Genomic DNA, 17,380 nt, shown 5'->3' with positions numbered 1-17,380 from the left:
CCCGAAACAATCCGCGATGCTGGCTGCATCGCGTCGCGCTAACAGTCCCAAACCACTGGAAATAATTCCGCAATCCTGCAGCCACACCGCAGCCGTCACCATCCCGACACAACGGGGGGCTTGTTCGCGAGGTGTGGAATGAAGACGTGGCGGGGCTTTGTCGCGGCGATCGTGCTGTCGGGCTTTTCGATTCCGGGGGCGCCGGTGATATGGCCATTGTTGGCTCCGGCGGCGGCCCAATCGCTTGATGCGATCACGGTCGAAGGCAACCGGAGGGTAGAGGCGGAGACCATCCGCTCCTATTTCAGGCCGGGGCCCGGCGGCCATCTCGATCAAGCTGCCATCGACGACGCCCTCAAGGAGCTGGTCGGGACCGGGTCGTTCCAGGACGTCAAGATCAATCAGGCGGGCGGCAGGATCGTCGTTTCCGTGATCGAGAATCCAGTGATCGACCGCGTCGCGTTCGAGGGCAACAAAAAGATCAAGGACGAGCAGCTCTCGGCCGAAATGCAGTCCAAGCCGCGGGGCACCCTGTCGCGGCCGATGGTGCAGTCCGATGCACTGCGGATCGCCGAGATCTATCGGCGCTCAGGCCGCTACGACGTGCACGTTACGCCGGAAATCATCGAGCGCTCGAACAATCGCGTCGATCTCGTCTTCACCGTCGACGAGGGAGCGAAGACCGGCATCAAGACCATCGCGTTCATGGGCAATAACAGTTTTTCGGCGGCGCGCCTGAAAGACGTGATCAAGACCCATGAGACAAACTTCCTGAGCTTTCTCGGCAATGCCGACATCTACGACCCGGATCGGGTCGAGGCCGACCGTGACCTGATCCGCCGCTTCTATCTGAAGCACGGCTACGCGGACGTCCAGGTCGTGGCAGCGCTCGCCGAGTATGATCCGGAGCGCAAGGGCTTTCAGGTGACGTTCAAGATCGATGAGGGGCAGCAGTACCGCGTTGCGACGGTGAGTTTCCGCTCGAACATTGCGGGCTTCGATCCGACGACGCTGCGTTCATTGTCGCGCGTCGGCGAAGGCTCGCTCTACAATGTCGAGGCGGTCGAGAAGTCGGTCGAGGACATGCAGATCGAAGCGTCACGCCGCGGTTACGCCTTCGCGGTGGTCCGTCCGGACGGCGCACGGAATTTCGAGGCCCACACGGTGGGGATCATGTTTCGCGTGGAGGAGGGGCCGCGCACCTATATCGAGCGGATCGACATTCGCGGCAACGGCCGCACCCGAGACTACGTGATCCGGCGCGAGTTCGATCTCTCCGAGGGCGATGCATATAACCGTGCGCTGGTCGATCGCGCCGAGCGGCGGCTGAAGAATCTCGACTATTTCAAGACGGTCAAGATCACCACCGAGCCCGGCTCGACGAGCGATCGCGTCGTTCTGATCGTCAACCTGGAGGAAAAGTCGACCGGCGACTTCTCGGTGTCTGGCGGTTATTCCACGACGGACGGCGCGCTCGCCGAGGTCAGCATCTCGGAGCGAAATCTGCTCGGCCGTGGCCTGTTTGCCAAGGCAACGGTCAGCTACGGCCAGTACTCGCGCGGCCTGTCGCTGTCCTTTGTCGAACCGTATTTGCTCGACTATCGCGTCGCGCTCGGGCTCGATGCGTATTACAAGGAGCAATTGCCGACGGACTACACGACCTATGGCGTGAATACGATCGGGTTCTCGCCGCGGCTCGGCCTGGCCTTGCGCGAAGACCTGACCCTCCAGTTGCGATACTCGCTCTATCAGCAGGAAATCTCGCTCGATAGCGCCTACGCGAACTGCAACAACAATCCGTCCAACCCGTCGCTCGCGTTCAATCCGACGCCTGCCTACATCCAGAGTGTGCTCGGCGGCGTCGATCCCACCAACTCGGTCTCGTCGGGGCTGTATGGATATGGCTGCTACGGCGACGGCGAATCCACCTTGCCGGTGCGCAAGGAGCTGGCCGCAGGGGCGACCTGGACCTCGCAGATCGGCTACACCCTGAGCTACAACACCGTCGACAACAACAAGAACCCGACCGATGGCCTGCTGATCGACTTCAAGCAGGACTTTGCCGGCGTCGGCGGCGACGTGACGTATCTGAAGAGCGCGGTCGACGCGAAATACTATACGCCGCTGGTGTCCGACCTGGTCGGACTGATCCACCTGCAGGGCGGCCTGCTCACCAAGGTCGGCGACAACGATCTGCGCATGCTGGATCATTTCCAGATGGGGCCGAATCTGGTGCGCGGCTTTGCCACCAACGGCATCGGCCCGCGCGACATCACCTATGCGAGCCTTGGCGCGGTCGGGGATGCGCTCGGCGGCACCAAATACTGGGGTGCGTCGATGGAGCTGCAGATGCCGTTCTGGTTCCTGCCCTCTGAGGTTGGGCTGAAGGGGGCTGTCTATGCGGACGCCGGCTCGCTCTGGGGTTATCAAGGCCCGACGTCGTGGGCCCCAACCGGCGAGGTGAATACGGCTGCTTGCAAATGCGGCCTTCAATACGACGATGGGAACGTGGTGCGAACCTCGGTCGGTGTCGGCCTGATCTGGGCCTCGCCGTTCGGCCCGCTGCGCTTCGATTACGCCGTGCCGATCACGAAGGGCAAGTACGACATCGTGCAGGAGTTCCGGTTCGGAGGCGGGACGTCGTTTTGAGCCGACGGTTGCTCCGCTTGCCGGACCGCGCCGCGGGTTGCGGCCAGCGTGACGCCTGCCATGCCGTGCTGCCGCTTGCGGTATCAGGCGAAGCGGGGCAGGCTGCATTGGTTCAATTTCCGATCCGAGGCAATCCATGTCACGCGTGTCAATCAAGACCAGGAACGACCTGCCGGGCGAGCTCAAGCCGCTGTGGGACAAGATGACCACCTATGGCGCGTTCGAGAACCAGGCCGGCGTCATGGCGCAGCGCCCGCCGATCTTCAAGCACATGTGGTCGCTGCTGGTCGATCTCGCCGACGAGGCGGTGGTCTCGAAGCGGCATCTCGAGCTCGCGCTGGTGACGGTGTCGCTGCTGAACAAGTGCGATTATTGCGTGTCGCACCATGCGCCGAAGCTCGCGATCCAGGGAGTTTCGGAAGCGGGCGCCGAACGGCTGCTCGACTATCAGGATCATCCCGAGCTCGATGCGCTCGACAAGCTCGTGGTCGAATATGCGATCGCCGTAACCAACAACTGGAACAAGACCCGCGACGAGATCTTCGCACGGCTGCGCGAACATTTCTCGGAAGCGCAGATCGTCGAGCTGACCTGGCGGATCGCGCTGTGCGGCGCCTTCAATCGCTTCAACGACATCTTGCAGCTCGACGTCGAGCAGGGCGTTCCGCAGCGCGAGGCCGCGGAGTGACGGCCTGATCAGGCCTCAGTCAGGATGCCGCCGCCGAGCGTCGCCAGCACGAAATCGGCGCGCGCGGACGGCGATACCTTCGGCAGGTGGATCACGTCGTAGCCGAGCGTTGGAAGCGTCTCCATCAGCCGCCGATACTCGGCCATTGCGGCCTCGAAGCCGTGCCGCCGCTCCGGATCGGTGAGGTAGATCTCGGGCCACGGCGGCGTCATGAACACGCATCTGTGGTAGCGATGGACGGAGCAGGTCGGGTGCAGCACCGGCTCGCCCGTCAATGCCTGAGCGCCGACGCCGCGTCGACCAGGCCGCGATCGAAGAACACCCATCCGGAATGGGCTTTGGCCATCTCCATATCTTTCAGTGCGACGTCAATGGCGCGATGCAGGAATGCTGCCGCATCGACCCACGGCAGCGCCTTGCCGCCGGACGCGAGCTCATGGGCGATGATACGGCGGCCGGGCTCCTCGACGACCGGATAGCCGCGCGCACGCAGATCGGCCAGCAGCGTCGATTTTCCGGCGCCGGAGCAGCCGGAGATCAGGACGAAGCGGTTTTGCAAGAGGTATCCTTTTATCAATCGTCACACCGCATGAACGAGCACTCCGCGAACGCGGGTTGCCCGATAGGCTTGAAATCTTGGGGAAGAAGGCGCGCGGAAATTCTCGACGCGCGGAGTGAGCATAGCCTCGAATGTGACGCAAATGGGGGCGCGCTTGACGAATTCTTCAGTGCCGCGCCGATAACCTCGATCAAGCATGGTTGTATCAAGCTTGAAGGGACGACGTACATGGCATCACGCTCGATCATCTGCACGACGCTCGCGCTGCTAGTCTGCGCCGCGTTGCTGCAGCCTTCGTGCGCAGCGGAATCCGGCGAACCGATCCGCGTCGGCGCGGTGCTGCCGTTTTCCGGCGGGGTCGAGCTTTACGGCCAGCAGGCGAAACTCGGGCTCGATCTCGCCGCCAAGGATATCAACGCGGTGGGCGGCATTCTCGGCCGGCCGGTCGAGGTTATCTATGTCGACGACAAGACCCGGCCGGGTTCGGCCGCCGAGGCGATGCGCTCGCTGGTCGAGAAGCAGGGCGTGCTGGCGGTGGTCGGTCCGATCACCTCGCGCAACCTGAATGCGCTGGTGCCGCTTGCCGAGAGCTCGAAGACGCCGCTGCTCTATGCCACCAATTACGAGGGCGGCAAATGTAGCCGCTATCTGTTTTCGTTCGGCGCGGTGCCGAGCCAGGAGCTCGGCCAGCTGCTGCCCTACATGACGCAAACCTTCGGCAACACGTACTTCCTGCTCGGCGCCGACCGGGTCTGGCCGCACCAGATGTTCGGCATCGCGCAGCCCTTGATCGAGAAGCTCGGCGGCAAGGTGGTCGCGACCAAATACACGCTGGGGACGGAGACCGACTTTTCACCGCTGATCAAGGAGGTCGCGGCGAGCAAGGCCAAGGTGCTGTTGTTCGCGCTGAAGGGCGACGGGATGGATTTCATCCGGCAGGCCGACGAGGCCGGATTGCTAAAGGACATCACCGTGGCATTCCTCGGACTGTCCGAGGTCGACCTCGGCATCTTCCGCGGCAAGGGCCAGAACATGGTCACAGTGGTGCCGGCGGTCGCGGCGAGCGAGGATCCGGCCGTCAAGGCGTTCGTGGCGAAGGCGCGCGCCGCCGCAGAGCCGGGTGTCGCGGTGTCGAACTATGTGATGACGCATTACAACACGCTGATCGCGCTCAAGGCGGCGGCCGAGAAGGCCGGCAAGCTCGACAAGGAGGCGATCATCGACGCGATGGCGGACCTCGCCATTCCGTCGCCGACCGGCCCTGTCACGCTCGGTCAGGACCATCAAGCGGCGATGAGCATGTTCATCGCCAGGACGCAGGGTTCGGAATTCGTGCAGGTGCGAGCACTCGGCGAGATCGCACCGAAGCCGGGGTGCAGTCTGGCTGGCCACTGACCAGAAGGAATATCTCGGTAGCCGCGCCAGACGCCACGCTCGCAAAAAAGTGAGCTGGCGGGCGCGCCAGCTGTCGGTTCCACTCCGGTCCGTTCGTCTTGCAGCCAGAACGAGCTGCATAGGAGTTCCGGAATGAGCAATTCAACCTATCGCTGGGTGATCGCCGCGGCTGGCGGCCTGCTCGGCTGTGTCGCGATCGGCGGCATGTTCTCGCTGCCGGTGTTCCTCCAGCCCATGGCGCGCGAGACCGGCTGGTCGGTGACCGGCATTTCCAGCGCGATGACGATCGGCTTTCTCGCGATGGCCTTCACCAGCATGATCTGGGGCACGCTGTCCGACCGCTTCGGGCCGCTTCCGGTGGTGCTGACCGGATCGGTCGTGCTGGCGGCAAGCCTCGCGCTGGCCAGCCAGACAACATCGCTGCTGGCCTTTCAGTTCGTGTTCGGCGCGGTGGTCGGCGCGGCAACGGCGGCGATCTTCGCGCCGATGATGGCCTGCGTCACCGGTTGGTTCGACACCCATCGAAGCCTCGCCGTTTCGCTGGTGTCGGCCGGCATGGGCATGGCCCCGATGACGATGTCGCCGCTTGCGGCCTGGCTGATCTCCCACCACGACTGGCGCACCGCGATGCTGATCGTCTCGGGCGTGGTCGGCGCGATCATGATCCCGGTCTCATTCCTGGTGCGCCGCCCGCCGGCGCTGCAGGGCGACCACGCTGAAGCGGTCTCCGAAAACGGCGAACCGCCGATGTCGCTGGCGCAGGCGCTGTGCTCGCCGCAATTCATCATCCTGATTGCGACCAATTTCTTCTGCTGCGCGACCCATTCGGGCCCGATCATCCATACCGTGAGTTACGCGGTCACCTGCGGCATTCCGATGGTTGCTGCGGTGACGATCTACAGCGTCGAAGGGCTCGCCGGGATGGGCGGCCGCATCGCCTTCGGCCTGCTCGGCGACCGCTTTGGCGCCAAGCGCGTGCTGGTGCTCGGATTGCTGGCGCAGGCGTTCGGCGCGCTCGGCTACGTCTTCGTGCGCGAGCTCGCCGCATTCTACGCGGTCGCCGCGATCTTCGGCTTCATCTATGCCGGCACCATGCCGCTGTATTCCGTGCTGATCCGCGAGAATTTTCCGCTGCGGATGATGGGTACGGTGATCGGCGGCACCGCGATGGCCGGCAGCCTCGGCATGGCGACCGGACCGCTCGCCGGTGGGCTGATCTACGACACCTTCGCGAGCTACACGTGGCTCTATGTCGGCTCCTGGGCGGTCGGCATCGGCGCGTTCCTGATCATGATGACCTTCCGCCCGATGCCGGCGGCGCGGCCCACGGCGGTGCCTGCGCCGGCATGAGGTTTAACTCCGTCATGCAGCGCGCCGCTCGGACAGACGCATTGGTCTTGCCGAGCGGCGGGCAAAAGGGGCAACGTTGTGGTGTCATTGCATCGGTCGGGCGTCTACGGCTGAATGCCATGACTGTTGGCACGACGTCAGGCGCACGAGAGCCCACTATGTACCGTGATCTCCAATGGTCCCCGGCCGAGAAGAAGATTGCGCGCAAGGCCTATGATTCGGCGGTGGAGTGCGCACTCGCCAAGGTGATGGTCGAATTCAAGAGCAGGGCCGTTGCGGCAGCGACGCCGTCGGAGATGTGGGAAGTTGGCGAGTATCTGCACCAGCGAAGGAGGGAGCTCGATGAGATGTTCGACTATCGATACTCGCAGCTCCCGCTTGTCTTCGCACGGCTCATCCGAGAACAGCATCTCGACGAGGCGCTGCTCGCGGGTTTGTCGGACGAGAAGCGTCAGGTGATCCGCTCTATTCTTTCACTGGCCGAAAGGTGATCGCAAATCGCTTCACGTGCGGCTGCGCTTCGGTCGCCGGATGGCACGCACCTTGTTGTTGGCGGAGCCGCTTCCGCAGAAGAAGCGGTCGGCGCCGTCGGACTCGAGGCCAGAGACGAACACGCCCTGCGGCATCTCCAGCTTTTCCATGACTTCGCCGGTCTGCGGGTCGATGCGCCGCACGTCGCTTTCATCGCCTTCCCAGGTGCCGTGCCAGAGTTCGCCATCGACCCAGGAGACGCCGGTGACGAACCGGTTGCTTTCGATGGTGCGCAGAACCTTGCCGGTTTCCGGATCGATCTGAACGATGGTGCGGTCGCGATACTGGCCGACCCACAGCGAGCCCTCCGCCCAGGCGAGGCCCGAGTCGCGGCCGCCGCCGGGTGAGGGGATGGTGGATATCACGCGCCCGCTGTTCGGCTCGATCTTCAGAATGCGGTCCTCGGCGATCTGATAGAGGTGCTTGCCGTCGAAGGCGGTGCCGGCATGAGCCGCGATATCGAGGGTGCGGGTGGTGTTGCCGCTGTCGGGATCGAAGGCGACCAGGCGATCGCCGGCCGCGAACCAGACCTGCTCGCCGTCGAAGCTGACGCCGCCGACGTTCTCGACGCCGTCGAAGGGGCCGTATTCCCGGATGATCTCGGCCGTGGCCTTTTTCATGTGCGCTCCTGTCGCCTGGAGCTTCAATTCTGATTGAATCAGAATCGAGGCTCCAGAATCCTGCTTTGACGCGTTTTCTTCACGCGAACCGGTATCCGCTTCGCTCGAAAACGCTTCCGATTGCGCCCCGATGCTAGCCGTTCGGCAGCGGGGCAGGGAGTAACAACGTCGTCGTGAATCCCGGCACCGGCGGCGTCATCCAGCGCCGGGCGCGGGCGCGGCCGACCGATTGCACCTTGCCGGTGGCGGCCAGCGCGTCGAGCGCACGCTGCACGGTGCGCTGGCTCGCCCCTAGTGCGACCGACAGCGCCGAGCTCGACCAGGCCTCGCCGTCGGCGAGAAAAGCCAGCACCGCGGCATGCTCCTCCTCGACCGGCAGCGCCAGCACGGTCACCTCGCGCCGGCCATGCGGCTGGAGCACAAAGCCGTCCGGTGTCGCGCTGAGATCGGCCAGCGGCCGCAGCGCCCGGCGCAGCCGTCCGATCTCGACCCGCAGCCGCGCCCGGTGTGATTCATCGGCATGCTTGCCGCGAAACGCCCGCGCGATCAGCGTGCCGCGCGACACGTCCTGCGGCCACGCTTCGCCCAGCGCGCGGGCAAGCGCGAACAGCACTGGCCGCCGGGTCAGCGAGACCGTCGTGCCGATATCGCGCACGACGTAGCGGCAGGCATCGACGACGAGCGCCTTCGACGCCATCAGGGCTTCGACCTCCTCGAGCAGGAGCGGCCGCTCGCTACCGCGCGCGATCAGGCGCGCCGCGGGCGTGGCGAGCAGGCGCGCGGTACTCTCGACCTCGGCCGCGAGCTCGGCGATGCCGGCGCGGCGCGCGGCTTCCCTTGCGAGGGCCAACGCATCGCGTGCCGGCTTGGTCTGCAGCCGCCGCATCGCGATTCCGGCGACGACCAGTTCATGGCCGACCCGCAGCGCCGGCGGGAACGGTGCCGGGTCGAGGCCAGCAAGCATGCGCTCGGCCGCATCGAGGCTCCCGATCAGCATCAGGCGGCGGATTTCGAGATAGCCGGCATGGGCGGCATTGAGCGCATCGCCTCGTGCCGCGAGCGTTGCGCGCGCCGCGGCGAGGCTCTTGCCGGGAAAGGAAAGGTCGCGCGACACCAGCGCGATCTCGGCCTCCGCCACCACGCAGCGTGCCCGCGCGACGGCTTCGCGCGGGCCGAAGGCGCGGCCGGCGCGCCGCAACAGCTCCTTGGCGCGGGCGAAATCGCCGAGCCGGGCCATCGCGATGCCGCGCAGCGCCAGCGCCGGCGCATCGTCGCGCAGGGCCACCCGTTTCAGTGCGCCGAGGGGATCACCCGCCGCGAGCGCGCGCGCCGCAGCTATGATCAGCGAGTCCATTCGAATCCCGACACACTTGTCACTCTCACCCTCCGAGGCCCGGTCCTAACCTAGCACATGACGACATGGATCATCTCCAGAGAGATCGAACGATGACCGGTTTCGAAACACGAGAAGGTTGGGTGAGGGGGCGGTTCAGCGGACGCGGGCCCATCGTGGCGCGCTTTCTGTCGCTGGCGGCGGCGCCGACCTTCGCCGTGATGGCGCTGATTGCCGCGATGGCGCCGGCCGACATGATCTGCGGCGCGATGCAGGGACCGCTGTCATTGCAGGGCATGGTCCCGATGTACGCGCTGATGAGCGCATTTCATCTGGCGCCATGGCTGCGCCTGTTCAGATGACCGGTTCAAGTCTCCGGCAAAGTGAAGACCGCGCATGGCCGCGCAATGCCGCGCAATTCATGACTGCCGAGCGCGACCAGCGGCGTCTCGGTCTCGGCGGCGAGGGCGCCCGAAACCAGCACGGTCTGCTCGAGCGGCTTGCAGAGCCCTTCGAGCCGGCTCACCAGATTGACCGCGGCGCCGATCGCGGTGAAGTCGAGGCGGTCGGCGGCGCCGATATTGCCCCAGTGCACCTCGCCAAGATGTAGCGCCGCGCCGAATGGCAACGGCGGCAAGCCCTGCTTGCGTCGCTCTGCATCGAGATGCGCCATGCCGACGCGCGCCGCCGACACCGCGCGCAATGCCGCCTCGGATGCGCTGCGCGCGCTGGTCGTGACCGGAAAGATCGCAAGCAGGCCGTCGCCGATGAATTTCAACACCTCGCCGCCGAAGGCGTGGATGGCGCCCGCGATGCGGTCGAACCAGGCATCGAGCGCCGCGATCACCTCGGCAGGCGGATGGCTTTCCGACAGCGCGGTGAAGCCGCGGAGGTCGGCAAACAGCAGTGCCGCCCGGATGGTTTCGCCGGTATTGCGCCGCAATGGCGATGCCAGAACGCGCGCGGCGCTGCGCCGGCCGAGATACGCCTCCAGCGCCGCCGTCAGTGTCGCGCGCGCCGCGAGCGCGGCGAGCGGCGCGGCCATGAACCGCGCCGCCTCGCGCAATTGATCCGCCTCGGCAGGCGTGAAGGCGCGTGTCCCGATCCAACCGAGGGTCGGGCCGTCCGGCCGCGTTCCAATCGTGCCCTCGTGGATCGGGCCGGGCGCGAGAGTTCCGAGCCAGCGCCGGCCGGCGTCGCCGGATCCCACCATATCGGGCATCGCAAAAGGTTGTTCCGGCGCGAATCCGAGCGCTTCGATGACCTCGCCATTGTCGGCACGCCACAGCCAGGTTCGTCTTGCAATCAGGGGGTGCGGAACCTCGAGCGTCAGAGCGCCGCCGGCAAGCGGCAGGCCATCCGTGATAAGGTGGCTACCGAGGTCCGCCAACAACCGGTTGGCGCCCGCGGTCTCGGCGGCGGCGTCGACCAGCCAGCTCAACGTCGAGGACAATTGCATCACACCATCATGGGGTTGACGCACCACCCTTGTATCATGGGGTTGACGCACCACCCTTGTCACGAATTATCCCTGAGCGCCGACTGTCAATGGAGCATGGATCGATGACTGAAGCCTTCATCGTTCAACGCGAGATCCAGATCGCAGCCCCGGCTGCAACCGTGTTCGCCTTCCTGACCGATCCGCAAAAGATCGTAAGCTGGATGGGGCTGGAAGCCGCGACCGAGACGCATCCCGGGGGCCTCTACTTCCTCAAGGGGCTCGGCAGTGATCGCAGCCGCGCCGCGCGCGGAGCGTTCCGCGAGGTCGTGCCGGTGCATCGTCTCGCCTACAGCTTCGGCTGGGAGGGCAGCGAGGAAGTGCCGCCGGGATCGAGCCTGATCGAGATCGACCTGATGGAGCAGGACAACGGCACGCTGCTCCGCATGACCCATAGCGGCCTGCCGAACGCCGCGCAGTGCGAGAGCCACGACAAGGGTTGGGCGCATTACATGGGCCGGCTCTCCCACGCGGCCGCCGGTCGGGATCCCGGCCCCGACCACGGTCCTGCCAACCGCCATTGACGTCGCGTCATGTCGGCCATTTCGAGCCGAGGATGATCGAGCAGAAGTTCGTCCTGCTATAGTTCATGTCCTTCAGCGCCAGCACGTCGGCCTTGACGTTGCCGAAGGTCGTCAGCGGCTTCCTGATGGTGCCGGCGGCGAAATGATCGATGATGTTCTCCTTGAAATTCGCCTCGCGCGGATGGTGCGCGCAGACATGGTCGCGGTGCTCGTGCGAGAAATCGTCGTAGGCGATGCCGAGCACGTCCATCTCGACGCCGGCGGTGACCAGCGCAATGGTCGGACGCATATGCTCGGGGACGCCAGGCGTGGTGTGCAGGGCGATTGAGGTCCAGACATCCTCGATGTCGCGCTCCGGAACGCCATAGCCCTTGAGGAAGTCGCGTGCAGCGTTGGCGCCGTCGACCTCGAAGCGCAGATCGGGGCTCGCGTGAGCAGCGGTGAGGCCCATGTCGTGGAACATGGCGCCGATATAGAGCAGTTCGGGATCGAATTTCAGCTTGCGGCGGTTGCCGGTCAGCGCGCCCCAGAAGAACACGCGGCGGCTGTGATTGTAGAGCAGGGCGTCCTCGGTATCCCATACCAGCTGGGTGGCGGCGCGGGCCATCGCGCTGTCGGGTACGCGGATGCCGGCGATGATCTCGGTCATTTCAAGACGCTCCTCGATGTGGCAAGACGATGCCGTGGCGTGCGAACACGCGAGCCCGGCGCTTGTCTCTGCGGTGTGTGCGGATCGCCGGATGGCGCGATCCGTGGGGTGCTTGTCGCCCGTTTTGGCCCGATCCCGCAACGATCGCGCGCCGCCGGATCGGGCCAACCAGACGTCGTTTCGCGCCAGCGGGCAGGGAGAAGGCATGGCGGTTCAGAGGGTCGCGATCGCGATTCACGAAGGGGTTCAGGCGCTCGATGTCGCGGGTCCCGTCGACGTGTTCGCGGAGACGAACGGCTTTGTGCCAGCGGGCGATGGCTATGAGACCGTGCTGGTCGGTGCCGACTGCGAACCGCTCCGCGCGTCGAACGGCATGAAGATATCGGCCGATCTCAGCTTCGCCGAGGCACAAGAGAGGTTCGATATCCTGCTGGTGGCGGGCGGGCCGGCATTGCCCGATGCCGCGCCGGATCCCGAACTGACACAGTGGCTGCGTGGGGCGCCCGCGCGCGCCGAGCTCTATGGTTCGATTTGCACCGGCGCCTTCGCGCTCGGCCATGCCGGGCTGCTCGACGGCCACAAGGTGACGACGCATTGGCAGAACGCGCAGCGGCTGGCGGCGCGCTTTCCCGCGGCCGAGGTGATCTTCGACCGCATCTACATTCGCGACGGACATCTGATGACCTCGGCTGGCGTGACCGCGGGGATCGATCTCGGGCTCGCGCTGGTCGCCGAGCGGCACGGGCCGCAGGTTGCGGTCGCGGTGGCCAAGCGCCTGGTCGTGGTGGCGCAGCGCCAGGGCGGGCAGTCGCAATTCAGTCCCTATCTCACCGCGCCGGTCGATGAGGATTCGCCGATTGCGCGCGCGCAGGCGCATGTCATGCAGCATGTCGGCGAGCGCCACACGCTGCAGTCGCTGGCGGAAGCCGTCGGCATGAGCGTGCGCAATTTCGGCCGCGCCTTTGCGCAGGAGACCGGAATCACGCCGCACGAATTCGTCGAGCGGGCGCGGGTCGACGCCGCGCGCCGGCTGCTCGAGGGCTCAGACCGGCCGCTGAAGGCGGTTGCATTCGACTGCGGCTTCGGTTCGGCCGACCGGATGCGGATCGTGTTCACCGAGCGGCTCGGCGTGTCGCCGGCGCAGTACCGCGCGAGTTTTCGCAAACTGTGATGCGGTTCATCAACCGGAGGCTGTATCGGGGATAGGATCGACGTCGCCGACGCCGGATCCTGCCACACATCTTCTCCCGAGAGGCCGCCCATGGACGCGCTCACGCTCTTCATCATCCGTCATGCCGAGAAGCCGGGCGATTCCTGGCCGGGACCCGGTTTCACCGCGGATGGCGTCTCAGACACCGAGTCGCTTGTGCTCCGTGGGTGGGAGCGTGCGGGCGCGTGGACCGCGTTGTTCGGCACCGATCTCACCGGCGGTGACTATGCCAAGCCCGATGCAATCTATGCCGCGACACCGGGCACCACGGCCAATCAGCCGCCGTCGAGCCGTCCGGCCGAGACGATCTCGGCGCTTGCCGCACGGCGCGGCCTGACCCCGAACGAAAGCTTTGGCAAGGGCGATGAGCCGAGGCTGGTGCCTGCGGTGCTGGCGCTGAAGGGCGTCGTGCTGCTGTGCTGGGAGCACAAGGCGATCATCTCCGATATCCTTCCGCTGATCCCGGTCAGCAAGGGCACCCCGCCGACCAAATGGGAGGGCAGCCGGTTCGACGTCGTGCTGCGCTTCGACCGCGCCAAGGGCGACGACAAGTTCGCCTTCAAGGAGCTGTTCCCGAAATTGCTGTCGGGCGATTCCGACAAGCCGCTGGGTGGTTGAGCCGCGTCGCGGCTCCGGCGATCAGTCGAGCCCGAGCGCCTTGCGCGACTTCCGCGTGAGCTTTCCGGCGATGAGCGCATGCGCCTGGTCGAGATAGGCCTTGAGCTCAGCGTCGGGCAGGGAGTCGTTCGCCATCAACTGCACCCATTTGGCGCGCGCCAGATACGGCGCCGGCCGCGCCAGGCCCTGCTCGATCAGAAGGTGATAGGCCATGTTCGAGGTCTTGAACATGAAGCCGCCGGTGCTCTCGATGTAGCCGCCGGCCAGCGCGAACATCTTGCCGCCGACCTTGAACACCGACGTGCCTTCCCATTGCACCACCTTGGTGGCGGCGGGCAGGCGCAGGCAATGGGCTTCGAAGGTCTTGGGGCGCATGAGTCGCGGGGCTGGAAGGCGTTCAAAGCCATAGGCCAGCCGCATGAAGGTCGGCAAGCCCCGGACTGAGAGCCCGGCCAGTCCTCGGCCAGCAGTCGTCGCCGTGCATTTCGGAAATTTCACGAAAATGTGGGTTGTTGTCCCTCCATCTGTAGATATATCGTAAGATATGTTTTCAGTAGGGAATGCACAAATGAGACGATCGATGTTTCGCGACCGGGACGATGACGGCTTCCGGTTTGGGTTCTTCGCCATGGGCCGGCATGGCAGGGGCGGTCACCGCTTTGGCCGCGGCGGCCATGGCTTCTTCGGGCGGGGTGGCGGCGGTGATTTTCCGGGATCGCGGCGGCTTTCGTCGCAGGATCTGCAACTGGTCATCCTGGCGCTGCTCGGCGAGCAGCCGGCGCACGGCTACGAGCTGATCAAGAGGATCGAAGAGCGGTCGGACGGCTTCTACAGCCCGAGCCCGGGCGTGATCTATCCGGCGCTGACGTTCCTCGAGGAGATCGGCCATGCCAGCGTCACCCAGGACGCGGCGCGCAAGCTCTACAGCATCACCGAGCAGGGCATGGCGTATCTCGGCGAGAACCGCGCGACCGCGGATACCATTCTCGAGGCGCTGTCGCGGATCGGCCGCCGCATGGAGGAGGTGCGCGAAGCCTTCGCCGGTGTGAGCGATTTCGATGGCGAAGCCTCCGACGAGGTGCACCGCGCCCGTCACGCGCTGAAGAGCGCGCTGCGCCAGAAGCGCGGCTGCGATGCCGCAGAGGCGCGGCGGATCGCAAAGATCCTCGACCGCGCGGCCGCTGAGATCCTGCAGCAATGACGCAGTCGCAAAGGAGCCCCTTCATGTACAACGCCGAACCGCACAGCGCGATCCGCGATGCCCGCGTCACGGCCGTCATCGAGCGCCTGCAGGCCACCCGCCGGGCGCCCGTGCGCGGCAATCCGATGCAGAGCGGCAGCCGCGACCCGCACGACTATGCCGAGCAGGGATTCTCGATCCACCCGGAGCAGGGCGAGCTGATCTATCTGTTGTGCCGCGGCTTGCGCGCCCAGCGCGTCGCCGAGTTCGCGACCTCGGTCGGAATGTCGACGCTCTATTTCGCCGCCGCGATGCGCGACAATGGCGGCGGCACCGTGATCGGGTCGGAGATCGTGCCGGCCAAGGTCGCAGCGGCGAAGCGCAATCTTGCGGAGGCCGGCCTTGCCGACTACGCCGACATCCGCGAGGGCGATGCGCGCAAGACGCTGCGCGATCTCGGTGGTCTCGTCGACTTCATCCTGATCGACGGCTGGCCGGGCGACAAGGGGCCGACGCTGGCGCGCCAGGTGATCGAGATCGTCGCGCCGCAGCTTCGGGTCGGCGGCTACGTCATGAACGACAATGCCGAGGCGGATTTCCTGGAGTTCGTGCGCGATCCCGACAATGGCTTCGTGTCGATCACGCTGCCGCTCAAAGGTGGCACCGAGCTCTGCCTGAAGGTGGCGTAGCGGGGTTTCACCTGCTGGCGTGATTGTGAGCCACAACCACAACACGCCATGCTGGATTTTGCCTGCGCTTCTTGCTCTGTTCGAGGAAAATCAGGAGCGAAGCGCCGCATGTCCGAAGTCCCGCCCAATCATCCGCTCGATCGCCCAATCTGGAGCGCGCTGACCACGAGACAACGCGAGCTGGCGGAAGGCGGCACCGATGCGCGGCGCTTTCCGCTCGCGATCGCACCCTTCGCCGACATGGTCGACATGTCGCCAAGGAGCTTTGCCGCGCTCGGTGCACTGCTGTCGGGACCTGACATCGCGGTGCTGTTCACGCCCGATCCTGTCCCGGTGCCGCCGCAGTTCAAGGTGCTGCTGGCCGAGACCGGCGAGCAGATGATCGGCGTGCCCGCGGACCATTCTGTGCCCGGCGTCGAGATCGTCACGCTCGGCGCTACCGATGTTCCTGCGATGATGGCGTTGACGGAGCTGACAAAGCCCGGCCCGTTCAGTGTGCGGACGCATGAGCTCGGCAGCTTTCTCGGCATCCGCATCAATGGCGAACTGGTCGCGATGACCGGCGAACGGATGAAGCCGGGGAACTACACCGAGATAACCGCCGTCTGCGTGCATCCGGAGCATCGCGGCCATGGCTACGCGCAGGCGCTGCTGTCGGCGGTCGCCCGCCAGATCGTGGCGCGCGGCGAAATTCCATTCCTGCACGTCTTCACCAGCAACGTCTCGGCGATCGCGCTCTATCGCCGCCAAGGCATGGAGATTCGCCGCCGCCTGCACATCACGGTGCTGCAGAAGCAGGGGTAGGGATGCGCGGCAAAGTGGGTTGAGGGAAATCCCTCATTCCTCATCGCGGATCTCGTGCTTACCTTTGCCGGATCGCAACACGATGAGAGAGGATATCTCGATGTCCGAGCAATCCCAGGACAAGCGTCCCGTAGCCGATCCGGCGGAGAACAATGCTTACTCTCCGTCGCCTTACTCGCTTGGGCAATTCACCTCGGCCAAGTCGGATCTCTCCGGCGCAGACTATCCCAACGCCTACAGGGGCGGCCGCTGGAAAATTCTGATGATCGCCGCGGACGAGCGCTATCTGCTGTTGCAGAACGGCACGATGTTCTCGACCGGCAACCATCCCGTCGAGACCTTGTTGCCGATGTATCATCTCGACAAGGCGGGCTTCGAATTCGATATCGCGACCGTGTCGGGCAATCCGGTCAAATTCGAGCTCTGGGCGTTTCCGAAGGAGGATGACGCGGTCAAGAGCATCTACCAGAAATATCTCGCCAGGCTGAAGCAGCCGCTGAAGCTCTCCGACGTGATCGAAAACAAGCTCGGCAAGGATTCCGACTATATCGCGGTGTTCATCCCGGGCGGCCATGGTGCGCTGATCGGCTTGCCCGAAAGCACCGACGTGAAGGCCGCCCTGAAATGGGCGCTCGACAACGACAAGCACATCATCTCGCTTTGCCATGGCCCGGCGGCGCTGCTGGCGTCCGCGGTCGGCGAAGCCAAGGGCGACTATCCCTTCAAGGGCTACAAGATCTGCGCATTTCCCGACGCCATCGATCGGACCACGCCCGATATCGGCTACATGCCGGGCGCGCTGACCTGGGCGTTCGGCGAACAGTTGCAGGCGCTCGGGGTTGAGATCCTGAACAAGGACATCACCGGCAAGACCCATCAGGATCGCAAGCTGATCACCGGTGACAGCCCCTTCGCCGCCAATAATGTCGGCAAGGCAGCCGCAAGGGCTCTGCTCGATACGCTCGGCGGGCACTGAGCGGGCGGCGGCTCAACCTGCGGGCGGGGTGAACCGCGCCCCGCCGCCGGTGGCGGGCCAATGTCGCGCGCCTTGCAGGCCGACCTCGCTTGAGGGAAAATCCTCAA

Annotated in this window: 18 protein-coding genes and 1 pseudogene; 13 read left to right on the top strand and 6 right to left on the bottom strand. The window is 65.3% G+C overall.

The genetic code is table 11. From position 1 onward, the window contains the following. Window positions 1-138: 138 nt before the first annotated feature. The gene (gene bamA / locus Q2M23_RS17230; RefSeq protein WP_316396199.1) at window positions 139-2,649 is read left to right on the top strand and encodes an outer membrane protein assembly factor BamA; all 2,511 of its coding nucleotides are present in this window, start codon (window positions 139-141) and stop codon (window positions 2,647-2,649) included. 136 nt (window positions 2,650-2,785) lie between these two features. Then, the gene (locus tag Q2M23_RS17225) at window positions 2,786-3,337 is read left to right on the top strand and encodes a carboxymuconolactone decarboxylase family protein (RefSeq protein WP_076831821.1); all 552 of its coding nucleotides are present in this window, start codon (window positions 2,786-2,788) and stop codon (window positions 3,335-3,337) included. 8 nt (window positions 3,338-3,345) lie between these two features. Here Q2M23_RS17225 and Q2M23_RS17220 read toward each other — a convergent pair. Further along, a pseudogene (locus Q2M23_RS17220) lies at window positions 3,346-3,911 on the bottom strand (AAA family ATPase). Between the two features lie 213 nt (window positions 3,912-4,124). On the opposite strand from Q2M23_RS17220, the gene Q2M23_RS17215 reads away from it, so the two are divergent. From Q2M23_RS17215 to Q2M23_RS17205, 3 genes are all read left to right on the top strand, one after another. After that, window positions 4,125-5,291: an ABC transporter substrate-binding protein gene (locus tag Q2M23_RS17215; protein ID WP_316396198.1), complete on the top strand. Its 1,167-nt coding sequence runs from the start codon at window positions 4,125-4,127 to the stop codon at window positions 5,289-5,291. Between the two features lie 132 nt (window positions 5,292-5,423). Then, window positions 5,424-6,641, top strand: a complete 1,218-nt coding sequence (locus Q2M23_RS17210) for an MFS transporter (RefSeq protein WP_316396197.1) — start codon at window positions 5,424-5,426, stop codon at window positions 6,639-6,641. Window positions 6,642-6,760: 119 nt separating this feature from the next. Then, window positions 6,761-7,132, top strand: a complete 372-nt coding sequence (locus tag Q2M23_RS17205; protein WP_245311731.1) for a hypothetical protein — start codon at window positions 6,761-6,763, stop codon at window positions 7,130-7,132. Window positions 7,133-7,144: 12 nt separating this feature from the next. On the opposite strand, the gene Q2M23_RS17200 is transcribed toward Q2M23_RS17205, so the two are convergent. Both Q2M23_RS17200 and Q2M23_RS17195 read right to left on the bottom strand, forming a co-directional pair. Next, on the bottom strand, window positions 7,145-7,792 hold the full coding sequence (locus Q2M23_RS17200; protein ID WP_168855640.1) for a glutaminyl-peptide cyclotransferase: 648 nt from the start codon (window positions 7,790-7,792) through the stop codon (window positions 7,145-7,147). 133 nt (window positions 7,793-7,925) lie between these two features. Then, complete coding sequence (locus tag Q2M23_RS17195; RefSeq protein WP_316396196.1) at window positions 7,926-9,146, bottom strand: helix-turn-helix domain-containing protein; 1,221 nt, start codon at window positions 9,144-9,146, stop codon at window positions 7,926-7,928. A gap of 92 nt (window positions 9,147-9,238) precedes the next feature. Here Q2M23_RS17195 and Q2M23_RS17190 point away from each other — a divergent pair, with 92 nt between their 5' ends. After that, on the top strand, window positions 9,239-9,487 hold the full coding sequence (locus Q2M23_RS17190) for a hypothetical protein (protein WP_229193510.1): 249 nt from the start codon (window positions 9,239-9,241) through the stop codon (window positions 9,485-9,487). A gap of 5 nt (window positions 9,488-9,492) precedes the next feature. Here Q2M23_RS17190 and Q2M23_RS17185 read toward each other — a convergent pair whose 3' ends face one another. Further along, the gene (locus tag Q2M23_RS17185; RefSeq protein WP_229193509.1) at window positions 9,493-10,584 is read right to left on the bottom strand and encodes an adenylate/guanylate cyclase domain-containing protein; all 1,092 of its coding nucleotides are present in this window, start codon (window positions 10,582-10,584) and stop codon (window positions 9,493-9,495) included. A 104-nt stretch (window positions 10,585-10,688) separates the two neighbouring features. Here Q2M23_RS17185 and Q2M23_RS17180 point away from each other — a divergent pair, with 104 nt between their 5' ends. Further along, window positions 10,689-11,147, top strand: coding sequence for an SRPBCC domain-containing protein (locus Q2M23_RS17180; protein WP_057019819.1), 459 nt, complete (start codon window positions 10,689-10,691; stop codon window positions 11,145-11,147). A gap of 7 nt (window positions 11,148-11,154) precedes the next feature. On the opposite strand, the gene Q2M23_RS17175 is transcribed toward Q2M23_RS17180, so the two are convergent. Continuing rightward, window positions 11,155-11,796 (bottom strand): HD domain-containing protein, encoded by a 642-nt coding sequence (locus tag Q2M23_RS17175; RefSeq protein ID WP_316396195.1) that lies wholly within the window; start codon window positions 11,794-11,796, stop codon window positions 11,155-11,157. A 205-nt stretch (window positions 11,797-12,001) separates the two neighbouring features. On the opposite strand from Q2M23_RS17175, the gene Q2M23_RS17170 reads away from it, so the two are divergent. Then, the gene (locus tag Q2M23_RS17170; RefSeq protein WP_141342284.1) at window positions 12,002-12,967 is read left to right on the top strand and encodes a GlxA family transcriptional regulator; all 966 of its coding nucleotides are present in this window, start codon (window positions 12,002-12,004) and stop codon (window positions 12,965-12,967) included. Between the two features lie 90 nt (window positions 12,968-13,057). Continuing rightward, window positions 13,058-13,624, top strand: a complete 567-nt coding sequence (locus Q2M23_RS17165) for a hypothetical protein (RefSeq protein ID WP_018271230.1) — start codon at window positions 13,058-13,060, stop codon at window positions 13,622-13,624. A gap of 21 nt (window positions 13,625-13,645) precedes the next feature. On the opposite strand, the gene Q2M23_RS17160 is transcribed toward Q2M23_RS17165, so the two are convergent. Beyond that, entirely contained in the window at window positions 13,646-13,999 is a 354-nt protein-coding gene (locus Q2M23_RS17160) for an MmcQ/YjbR family DNA-binding protein (protein ID WP_057019824.1), read from the bottom strand. Window positions 14,000-14,204: 205 nt separating this feature from the next. On the opposite strand from Q2M23_RS17160, the gene Q2M23_RS17155 reads away from it, so the two are divergent. The 4 genes from Q2M23_RS17155 (at window position 14,205) to hchA (ending at window position 17,273) form a co-directional block, all read left to right on the top strand. Then, a complete protein-coding gene (locus Q2M23_RS17155) occupies window positions 14,205-14,825 on the top strand; it encodes a PadR family transcriptional regulator (protein ID WP_316396194.1) in 621 nt (206 codons plus the stop codon). A 23-nt stretch (window positions 14,826-14,848) separates the two neighbouring features. Next, complete coding sequence (locus Q2M23_RS17150; RefSeq protein ID WP_141342285.1) at window positions 14,849-15,493, top strand: O-methyltransferase; 645 nt, start codon at window positions 14,849-14,851, stop codon at window positions 15,491-15,493. A gap of 108 nt (window positions 15,494-15,601) precedes the next feature. Beyond that, a complete protein-coding gene (locus Q2M23_RS17145; RefSeq protein ID WP_316396193.1) occupies window positions 15,602-16,297 on the top strand; it encodes a GNAT family N-acetyltransferase in 696 nt (231 codons plus the stop codon). A 100-nt stretch (window positions 16,298-16,397) separates the two neighbouring features. Beyond that, a complete protein-coding gene (gene hchA / locus Q2M23_RS17140) occupies window positions 16,398-17,273 on the top strand; it encodes a glyoxalase III HchA (RefSeq protein WP_253639924.1) in 876 nt (291 codons plus the stop codon). Window positions 17,274-17,380 lie beyond the last annotated feature (107 nt).

It is taken from the genome of Bradyrhizobium sp. 33ap4 (assembly GCF_032654765.1).
GTDB classification, from domain to species: Bacteria; Pseudomonadota; Alphaproteobacteria; order Rhizobiales; family Xanthobacteraceae; genus Bradyrhizobium; species Bradyrhizobium australafricanum.
Note: the sequence above shows the minus strand (reverse complement) of the source record. Positions and strands in the feature narration are given on the sequence as shown.